The organism is Streptomyces sp. NPDC054842 (assembly GCF_053611025.1).
Genome location: NZ_JBSGZN010000040.1, coordinates 69,137 through 77,714 on the forward strand (window position 1 = coordinate 69,137; position 8,578 = coordinate 77,714).

Here is an 8,578-nt window from a genome sequence, read left to right on the forward strand (position 1 = left end):
TTGATCCCGGTGCGGGACCGGCGGTACCGCACCGGCGGCCCCGGGGACCGGAAAGCCACCGCGCCCGCCTACTCCGTGCGCAGCGCCGTCGCCGTACGGGTCCGGGCCGCCCAGCTCGCCGGAAGCGACGCGCCGAGGAGGGCGATCGCGAGACCGGCCAGGCCCAGGAGGGCCAGGTGCCAGGGGGCGTACACGTCGAGGACCGACGGCGGGAGGCCGGTGCCCGCGGCGCGTCCCATCACCGGCAGGACATGGCCGTGCAGCGCGAGTCCGGCCGGTACGCCGAGCAGGGCGCCGAGCACGCCGATCCCGCCCACCGAGGCGAGGACGAGCCCCACGGTCTGCCGCGGCGACATGCCGAGCGCCTTGCAGACACCGAGGTCGTGGACGCGTTCCCGGGTGTCGATGACGACGGAGTTGAGCACCCCGAGTCCGGCCACGGAGACCAGCATGAGGGTGAGCAGGCCCGCCATCGCCTCCAGGAGGAGGATCATGTTCTCCCGCTCCGAGGGCGATCCGGCGAACGCGTCACCGCCCAGCGGCCGCACCACCGCGGCGAGTTCCCCGGCGTACGCGGCCGGTGCGACGCCCGGTTCGACGTCGACGAGGTAGACCTGCGGCTCGGCGCCGGCGAAGTCCGCCATCTCCGCGTGGATCCGCAGACCGCCGTCCGAGGTGTCGAAGACCTCGCCGACGATCCGCAGGGCCCGCGTCCGCCCGGCGTACGTCACCTGCACCGTGTCACCGATCCCGGCCGCGGTCTTCTCCAGGAACCGCGTGGGCACGACGATCTGCCCGGCGCGCTCGATCCAGTGCCCGGCGATCATCTCGTAGCCGGCCGCCCCCGAGTCGCCCTGGTAGAGGGTGGCCCGCGTCGGACCGGCGAGACCGGTCGCGCTCACGTCCACCTCGCTCGTGCCGTACGCGGAGGCCGTACCGGGCTGCGCCTCGACGGCGGCACGCACCCGCGCCGGGTCCGCGGCCGGGGCCTCTGTCCCGTCCCGCTCCCGGCGCACGGTCCCGCCCCCGCCGCCGGGGCCGCCGACGCCGGTGATCACGGTGACCGCGGCCCGGTCCTCGGGGTCCTGCGCGTCGCCGACCGCGTTCAGGGACGCGGTGAGCCCCACCGCGAACGTCGCCGCGACCGTCCCGAAGGCCACCGCGAGGAGCATCGCCGCCGCACGGACCGGATGCGTGAAGGGGGCGGCGAGACCGTAGGTCACCGCCCGCGGCAGCGGCAGCCGTCCCGCCGCGCGGTGGGCCCACCGGCCGCGCCCGGTCCGGGGTGCCCGGCCGACCGCGATGGCCTCGACCGTCCGCAGCCGCCCGGCCCGCAGCGCCGGCACCAGCGCCGCGACCGCGACCACCAGCAGCGCGGCGGCCGGGACCACGACGTCCACCCACCACGCCACCGACAGGGAGGCGCCCCCGTACGCCTGCTCGGTGTCCCGCAGCAGCGGCACGGCCAGCAGGTTGCCCAGCACCACGCCGAGGGCGATGCCGGCGCTCGCCGGGATCAGCGCCTGCGCGACATAGGCGCGCACCACCTCGCGCGGCGTGAAGCCGATCGCCTTGAGGATGCCGATCCTGCGCAGGCTGGTGCCGACGGCGCCGCCGATGACGCTGCCGACGATGATCACGGACATGACGATGCCGAGCACACCGAAGGCCACGAGGAACGGGATGGTCGGCGCCGCGCCCCGGTCGCTCTCGCGCTTGGTGTCCAGGTAGGACTGGCTGCCCAGCAGCGCTCCGGACGGCACGGCGGCGGTGAGCCGCTTCAGCCCGGCGGTGATGTCCGCGCTCGTGCCCGCGGAGTCCAGCCGGTAGAGCATCTGACGGGTGAGCGGGTTGTCCGGCGAGGCAATTGCTCTGGTCTGCGCGGGAGTTGCCCAGGCGTCGGCGGTCCTGCTCGCCGACACGGCCAGGCCGACGACGGTGAGCGCCGTGCCGTCCGCCGCGTCCGAGGTGCGCAGCACGGTGCCGAGGCTGAACGCGGGCCCGGCGAAGGTCGCGGAGAGCACGATCTCGCCGGGCCGGGCCGCCCAGCGGCCCGACGTCAGATCCAGCTCGTCCACGTCGGCCTCCGGCGCGGACCGCCCGACCAGGGTCAGGCGCGGCAGGTGGCCGCCGCCCTCGTCCACGGGGCTGATCGTCGTGGCGGGGTACGGTCCCGCGCTCCCGCTGACACCCCGCTGCCGCGCGGTGGCCGCGACCCGGTCGGCGCTCGCCTTCCCCGGGTCGAACTGCACGGTCAGGTGCGCGCCGTGCTGCCGGGCGAAGGCCCGGTCGAACGGCGCCTGGGCGGCGACCATGAGCGACCCGGCGACCACGGCCGAGGCCACCGCCATCATCGTGGCGATCGCGACGACCACCGTCTGCACGCGCCGCCGGCCCACGCCCGACCGTACGACACGGCCCAGCGCACCGGTGCCGAAGGCGCTCAACGGACCGCCTCCGTGAGCGAGTCGAGGGCGAGGTGCCCGTCGACCAGGTGGATCGTGCGGCTCGCGCACGCCTCGGCGAGCGCGAGGTCGTGCGTGACCAGGACGACGGTCTGGCCGCCCCGGTGCAGGTCGACCAGCAGGTCCCGTACGTCCTGTCCCGAGGCGGTGTCCAGCGCGCCTGTCGGTTCGTCGGCGAGGAGCAGCGCGGGCCGGTTCACCAGCGCCCGGGCCACCGCGACCCGCTGGCGCTCGCCGCCGGAGAGCCGTCCCGGGTAGGCGCGGGCGTGCTGCCCGATGCGGAGCAGTTCCATGAGTTCCGCGGCCCGGGCCGCCGCCGCCCGCCGGGAGGTCCCGGTGAGCTGGGCCGGGAGCTGGATGTTGTCGGCGACGGTGAGGTCGTCGAGGAGGTTGAAGAACTGGAAGACCATGCCGACGTGTTCGCGCCGGAAGCGGGCCAGCGCGTGCTCGCCGAGCCCGTCGACGCGCTGTCCGGCCACGGTCACCGTGCCCGCGGTCGGCTTGTCCAGGCCCGCGACGAGGTTCAGCAGCGTGGACTTGCCGCTGCCGGAGGGGCCGGTCACGGCGAGGGCCTCGCCCCGGTTCACGGAGAGTGTGAGCGGGCCGAGCGCGGGTGCGCCGGCGCTGTCGTAGCGCTTGGCGGCGCCCTCCAGCTGGATCACCTGGGTCATGGGACGGTCCGTCCTTCGGTTCGGGTGGGTTCGGGACGTGCGGTGCCGGCCAGGTGAACGTAGGGCGCGGGCGGCCGGGGACGCGTCGGCCGCGGCACCGACATCCGGCCCTCCCCGCGGAGGACCCGGCCCGGGGTCGTCCCTGCGGCGTACTCCTCGGGTACGGAGGTCCGGCCGCCCAGGCGGACGCGGCGGCGGTGAGCGGGCTCCACAATGACCGGATGGAGACGGACGGCCGACGGGCATGGCGGCGACGACTGCGGGACGCGTTCGCACCGGAGGGGCAGCCGCCCGCGCCGCCGAGGCGCGCCGTGTACGCGGACGTGGCGCTGGCGGTCGTCCTGACCGCCATCGCGCTGTACGTGGCGGCGCGTTACCCCGGCGACGGACCGGTACGGCTCGGTCCGGGCGGCGCCCACGGCCCGCTGCCCCCGGTTCCCCCGGAGCCGCCCCGGCCCCCGGCCCCCGGCGGGCCGCTCATGGAGGAGCGGCCCCCCACCGCGCACTGGGCCCTGGTCGTGCTGTCGGCGCTGCCGCTGGCGTTCATGCGCCGCCGTCCGCTGGCCGTGTTCGCGGTGGTCCTGGGCGCGGCGCTGGTCATCGGTGACGACGCCTCCTGGATCAACGTGCTGACCTGCGTCATCGCGGCCTACGGCGCGGTCGTCCACAGCCGGCACCGGACGTGGGCGACGGTCGGCCTCGTTGTCGCCGCCGTCATGGCGGGCTTCGCGTTCCGCGAGACGGAACCCATGCTCCCGGGGTGGTCGAGCCCCGCGGTCGTGCTGCTGGTGGCGGGGCTGCTGGCCGGCCTGGTCCGCTTCTGGCAGAGCCGGCTGGCCGCCAGCCGGGAGCGCTTCACCGCGTTGCAGCAAGGGCAGGAGGAGGCCATGCGCCGGGCGGTGGAGGAGGAGCGGGCCCGGATAGCCGCCGAACTCCACGACGTCGTCACCCACAATGTGAGCGTGATGGTCATTCAGGCGGGCGCGGCCCGCACGGTGATGGACGCGGCACCGGAGCGCTCGAAAGAGGCGCTGCTGGCGGTCGAGGCGGGCGGCCGGGCCGCCATGGCGGAACTGCGGCACGTGATGGGCCTGCTCGCCGGACCGGACGCGGGCCGCGCCGAGACCCCGGCCGACGGCCTCGAACCGCAGCCCGGTCTGGCCCGGCTCGACGCCCTGGTGGAGCGGGTCCGCGCGGCCGGGACACCGGTCGGTGTCGCGCTCTCGCTGCCCCCGGACCCGCTGCCGCCCGGCGTGGACCTCACGGCGTACCGGGTGGTGCAGGAGGCGCTGACCAACACGCTCAAGCACGCGGCCGGCGCCGAGGCCTCCGTCATGATCGGCTACACCGGCGACTGCCTGGAGATCGAGGTCGTCGACACCGGCGGAACCCACGACCGGCCGCCGGTGGACGGCAACGGCCGGGGGCTGATCGGCCTGCGCGAACGCCTGGCGGTCTACGGCGGCGGCCTCACCGCCGGCCCGACCCTCGCCGGCGGCTACCGGATCAAGGCCCGGGTGCCGTGGCGGACCGCGTGAACGAGCCGGCGCTGCGCGCGGTCATCGCCGACGACCAGGCCCTGGTCCGCACGGGCTTCGGGATGATCCTGGCCGCCGACGGCATCGAGGTGACGGCCGAGGCGGCGGACGGGGCCGAGGCCGTCGCCGCCGTCCGCCGCACCCGGCCCGACGTCGTCCTCATGGACATCCGGATGCCGAACATGGACGGCATCGAGGCGACCCGGCACATCCTGGGCGACGCGGGCCTGGAGGGGACGCGGGTCGTCATCCTCACCACGTACGACCTGGACCACTACGTCTACGCGGCGCTCACCGCGGGCGCGAGCGGGTTCCTGCTCAAGGACGTCACCCCGGAGCACCTGGTGGCGGCCGTACGCCTGGTGCGGTCCGGGGACGCCCTGCTCGCGCCCGCCATCACGCGCCGGCTCATCGAGCGCTTCGCGCAACGGGAGGAGGCGACGCCGCCCGGAATCCACAGCGGCCTGTCCGAACTGACCCCGCGCGAGCTGGAGGTGCTGCGCCTGCTGGCGACGGGGCTGAGCAACGCGGAACTCGCGGACCGGCTGTTCCTCAGCCCGACGACGGTCAAGACGCACGTGGGCCGCATCCTGTCCAAGCTGGGCCTCCGCGACCGCGTCCAGGCCGTCGTCCTCGCCTACGAGACGGGGCTGATCTCCCCGGGCGGTCCCGCCTGACGCGGTACCCGGGGTTCAACCACCGTGCGCGCAGCCGCCGTTGGTCTCCGGGGTACGGTGGCCGCGGTCCTCGCCCGGTCGTGCCGGACCCGTCGGGCCCGGCACGCCGGCGCATCGCGCCCGAACGCCCGGTACGGCCGGTGCGCCGTGCTCAGACGCCCCGGCGGATCCGGGCGGCCTTGCGGGCCTCGGCGGTCTGGCGCGCCTCGGTGGCCCGGCGGGACTCGCCGCCGGCGCGGCCCGGGCGGGTGCCCATGCCGCGGAACGGGGCACCCCCGCGCTTGGGGCGCTCGACGACAGGGGCGCCGCCGACCGGTACCCCGGACGGCGCCTGCGCCCCGGTGATGCGGCTCAACTCGGCTTCGCCGGAACGTACTTGGGTGACCTGCGGCCGGATGCCCGCCACGGACATCAGGCGGGTCATGTCACGGCGCTGGTTGGGCAGCACCAGCGTGACCACGCTGCCGGACTCGCCCGCGCGGGCCGTACGCCCACCGCGGTGCAGGTAGTCCTTGTGGTCGGCCGGCGGGTCCACGTTCACCACGAGGTCGAGGTCGTCGACGTGGATGCCGCGGGCCGCGACATTGGTCGCCACGAGCACCGAGACGCCGCCGGACTTGAACTGGGCGAGCGTACGGGTCCGCTGGGGCTGCGACTTGCCGCCGTGCAGCGCCGCGGCCTTCACCCCGCTGCTCAGCAGGTGCCGGGTGAACTGGTCGACCGCGTGCTTGGTGTCCAGGAACATCAGGACGCGCCCGTCACGGGCCGCGATCTCGGTGGCCGTGGCGTACTTGTCGGCGCCGTGCACGTGCAGGACGTGGTGCTCCATGGTGGTGACCGCGCCCGCCGACGGGTCGACCGAGTGGACCACCGGGTCGTGCAGGTAGCGACGGACCAGCAGGTCGATGTTGCGGTCCAGCGTCGCGGAGAACAGCATGCGCTGGCCGTCCGGGCGGACCTGGTCGAGCAGCTCGGTGACCTGCGGCATGAAGCCCATGTCGGCCATCTGGTCCGCCTCGTCCAGGACGGTGATGCTCACCCGGTCCAGACGGCAGTCCTTGCGCTCGATGAGGTCCGTGAGGCGCCCGGGGGTGGCGACGACGACCTCGGCGCCGGAGCGCAGCGCGCCGGCCTGCCGCCCGATCGACATGCCGCCGACGACGGTGGCGAGCCGCAGCTTCAGCAGCCGGGCGAAGGGTGTGAGCGCGTCGGTGACCTGCTGGGCCAGCTCGCGCGTGGGGACCAGCACGAGGGCCAGCGGCTTGCGGGCCTCGGCGCGCTGTCCCGCCGTACGGGCGAGGAGGGCGAGGCCGAAGGCGAGGGTCTTGCCGGATCCGGTGCGACCCCGGCCCAGGACGTCCCGGCCCGCGAGGGAGTTCGGCAGAGTGGCGGCCTGGATGGGGAACGGCTCGTGCATGCCGAGGTCGGTGAGCGTCCCGAGCAGCTCGGCGGGAAGATCGAGTTCCCCGAACGCCGTGACGGCGGGGAGGGCGGGCGTGACGCTCACGGGCAGCGCGAACTCACCCTGCGGTGCGGAAGGGCGGCGCCCGGAACCGTCCGGACGGGTGACGGGACGCCCCTGGCCCTGCGGGCGGAAGCGGGCACCCCGGTCGGAACCGGCGAAGCCGTCCTTGCGCTTTCCGGAGTAACGGTCGTTCGTGCGAGCTGAACGGTTCATGGAGAACCTTCCTCGATATGGCACGTATCGAGGAATTCTCGGCAGCGATAAGCCGAACGAATTGCAAGAACGAGCCGAATGCAAGACAAAAAAACTGGCCGGTCGCCCGGCGCGGGAAGACTGCGGGGCCGGCGGAAGAGGGCCGGAAATCCACGGGAATGGACGACCGGCCCGCATCCCCGGCCCCGGGCCGGGGCCCCCGAGGCACGCGGTTCACCCTGCGTACATCGGCGGGACACCCGGGAAAGCAACAAGCCGGGGCCCGCACCGCGAGGTGCGGGCCCCAGCTGTCTTGTGCGGTGTCAGTGTCAGGCGGGAGTGATGTTCTCCGCCTGGGGGCCCTTCTGGCCCTGCGTGACGTCGAAGTTCACCTTCTGGCCTTCCTGGAGCTCGCGGAAGCCCTGAGCGGCGATGTTCGAGTAGTGGGCGAAGACGTCCGGGCCGCCACCCTCCTGCTCGATGAAGCCGAAGCCCTTTTCCGCGTTGAACCACTTGACGGTGCCAGTAGCCATGTCTAATTCTCCTTCGGGGCAGTGCCCAGGGGCCCGCACTGTGTGGACCCCGGCGTCGCCGTAATGAACCCCGTCCGGAGACCAGCACCGGAAATACAAAAGTGCCCGACGACGAATTGTCGTCCAAGGCACTTGAAGTTTACGGGAACCACAACTGCAACTGAGATTCAGCGTAGCATGATGCGCGCTTGCGGGCGCGGCAAGTACGACTTTTCGAGCGTCGTGTCGTGTCGCGGACCCGTAATTCTCACTTCGGCGGCGCATGTTTCCTGCGCTGCCCGCGAGGCCGGTGCGCGGATCTCCGGGGCGTGCGGGCCGAGGTGACCCTTCGGGCAGATGTGCCCGAGAGGGTCGAGGCGCGCTGTGGGGGCGGGCGGGGAAGGCACCTGGCGGCGGCCGCGGCGGGCGGATCCGCCGTCCGGTCCGGTGCCGAGGGGAGGCCGCTCATGGCCAGTACGTTCCAGGAGCGCAAGTTGCGGGGGATGTTCGCGGCGTTCGACGCGGACGGGGACGGTTGTCTGCGCGAGGGGGACTTCACCGAGCTGGTCGCCCGGTGGGGCCGGCTGCCCGGGGTGGAGCCCGGCACGCGGCTGCGCGGCCGGCTGGAGACGCTGCTCATGGGCTGGTGGGCGGCGCTCCTGATGGCCGGGGACGCCAACGGGGACGGCTCCGTCGACTTCGACGAGCTGCTCGCCCTCGTCGACCGCCTGCCGGCGATGGAGGACGCCGTCACGGCGACCGCCGACACCCTCTTCGACGTCGTGGACGCCGACAGTGACGGCCGTATCTCGCCTCGGGAGCACCGCACGCTGGTCGAGACCTGGACGGGCCGGCCCGCGGACCTGACCGGCGTCTTCGAGCTGCTCGACCCGCGGAACGAGGGCCACCTCGGCCGCGAGCGGTTCGCGTCGCTGTGGCGCCAGTACTGGATCAGCGACGAACCGACGGAACCGGGCAACTACCTCTGCGGCCGGTTCCCCGCCTGAGGATCCCGCCGTCGCGTCCGAAAGCCACGTCGGCCCGGAAGGCCGCCGGGA

At 74.1% G+C, this 8,578-nt stretch carries 7 protein-coding genes; 3 read left to right on the forward strand and 4 right to left on the reverse strand.

Going from position 1 to position 8,578, the window contains the following annotated elements:
* Window positions 1-68: 68 nt before the first annotated feature.
* Window positions 69-2,447: an ABC transporter permease gene (locus tag ACWGIS_RS27290; protein WP_453365099.1), complete on the reverse strand. Its 2,379-nt coding sequence runs from the start codon at window positions 2,445-2,447 to the stop codon at window positions 69-71.
* Window positions 2,444-3,136, reverse strand: coding sequence for an ABC transporter ATP-binding protein (locus tag ACWGIS_RS27295; protein ID WP_453365100.1), 693 nt, complete (start codon window positions 3,134-3,136; stop codon window positions 2,444-2,446). The genes ACWGIS_RS27290 and ACWGIS_RS27295 overlap by 4 nt, the downstream gene beginning before the upstream one ends.
* Window positions 3,137-3,357: 221 nt before the next feature.
* Here ACWGIS_RS27295 and ACWGIS_RS27300 point away from each other — a divergent pair, with 221 nt between their 5' ends.
* Both ACWGIS_RS27300 and ACWGIS_RS27305 read left to right on the forward strand, forming a co-directional pair.
* On the forward strand, window positions 3,358-4,674 hold the full coding sequence (locus ACWGIS_RS27300; RefSeq protein WP_453365101.1) for a sensor histidine kinase: 1,317 nt from the start codon (window positions 3,358-3,360) through the stop codon (window positions 4,672-4,674).
* Window positions 4,659-5,351, forward strand: coding sequence for a response regulator (locus tag ACWGIS_RS27305; RefSeq protein WP_453365102.1), 693 nt, complete (start codon window positions 4,659-4,661; stop codon window positions 5,349-5,351). Before ACWGIS_RS27300 ends, ACWGIS_RS27305 begins: the two co-directional genes overlap by 16 nt.
* Before the next feature lie 151 nt (window positions 5,352-5,502).
* Here the strand turns inward: ACWGIS_RS27305 and ACWGIS_RS27310 are convergent, their stop codons facing one another.
* Window positions 5,503-7,029, reverse strand: coding sequence for a DEAD/DEAH box helicase (locus tag ACWGIS_RS27310; protein ID WP_453365103.1), 1,527 nt, complete (start codon window positions 7,027-7,029; stop codon window positions 5,503-5,505).
* A gap of 308 nt (window positions 7,030-7,337) precedes the next feature.
* Window positions 7,338-7,541, reverse strand: a complete 204-nt coding sequence (locus ACWGIS_RS27315; protein WP_100580096.1) for a cold-shock protein — start codon at window positions 7,539-7,541, stop codon at window positions 7,338-7,340.
* Between the two features lie 446 nt (window positions 7,542-7,987).
* On the opposite strand from ACWGIS_RS27315, the gene ACWGIS_RS27320 reads away from it, so the two are divergent.
* On the forward strand, window positions 7,988-8,527 hold the full coding sequence (locus ACWGIS_RS27320; RefSeq protein ID WP_453365104.1) for an EF-hand domain-containing protein: 540 nt from the start codon (window positions 7,988-7,990) through the stop codon (window positions 8,525-8,527).
* Window positions 8,528-8,578 lie beyond the last annotated feature (51 nt).

Excerpts from the sequence above, each read along its gene's own strand:
- ACWGIS_RS27295 (WP_453365100.1), bottom strand. The coding sequence starts at position 3,136 with ATGACCCAGGTGATCCAGCTGGAGGGCGCCGCCAAGCGCTACGACAGC.
- ACWGIS_RS27300 (WP_453365101.1), top strand. The coding sequence starts at position 3,358 with ATGGAGACGGACGGCCGACGGGCATGGCGGCGACGACTGCGGGACGCG.
- ACWGIS_RS27310 (WP_453365103.1), bottom strand. The coding sequence starts at position 7,029 with ATGAACCGTTCAGCTCGCACGAACGACCGTTACTCCGGAAAGCGCAAG.
- ACWGIS_RS27315 (WP_100580096.1), bottom strand. The coding sequence starts at position 7,541 with ATGGCTACTGGCACCGTCAAGTGGTTCAACGCGGAAAAGGGCTTCGGC.
- ACWGIS_RS27320 (WP_453365104.1), top strand. The coding sequence starts at position 7,988 with ATGGCCAGTACGTTCCAGGAGCGCAAGTTGCGGGGGATGTTCGCGGCG.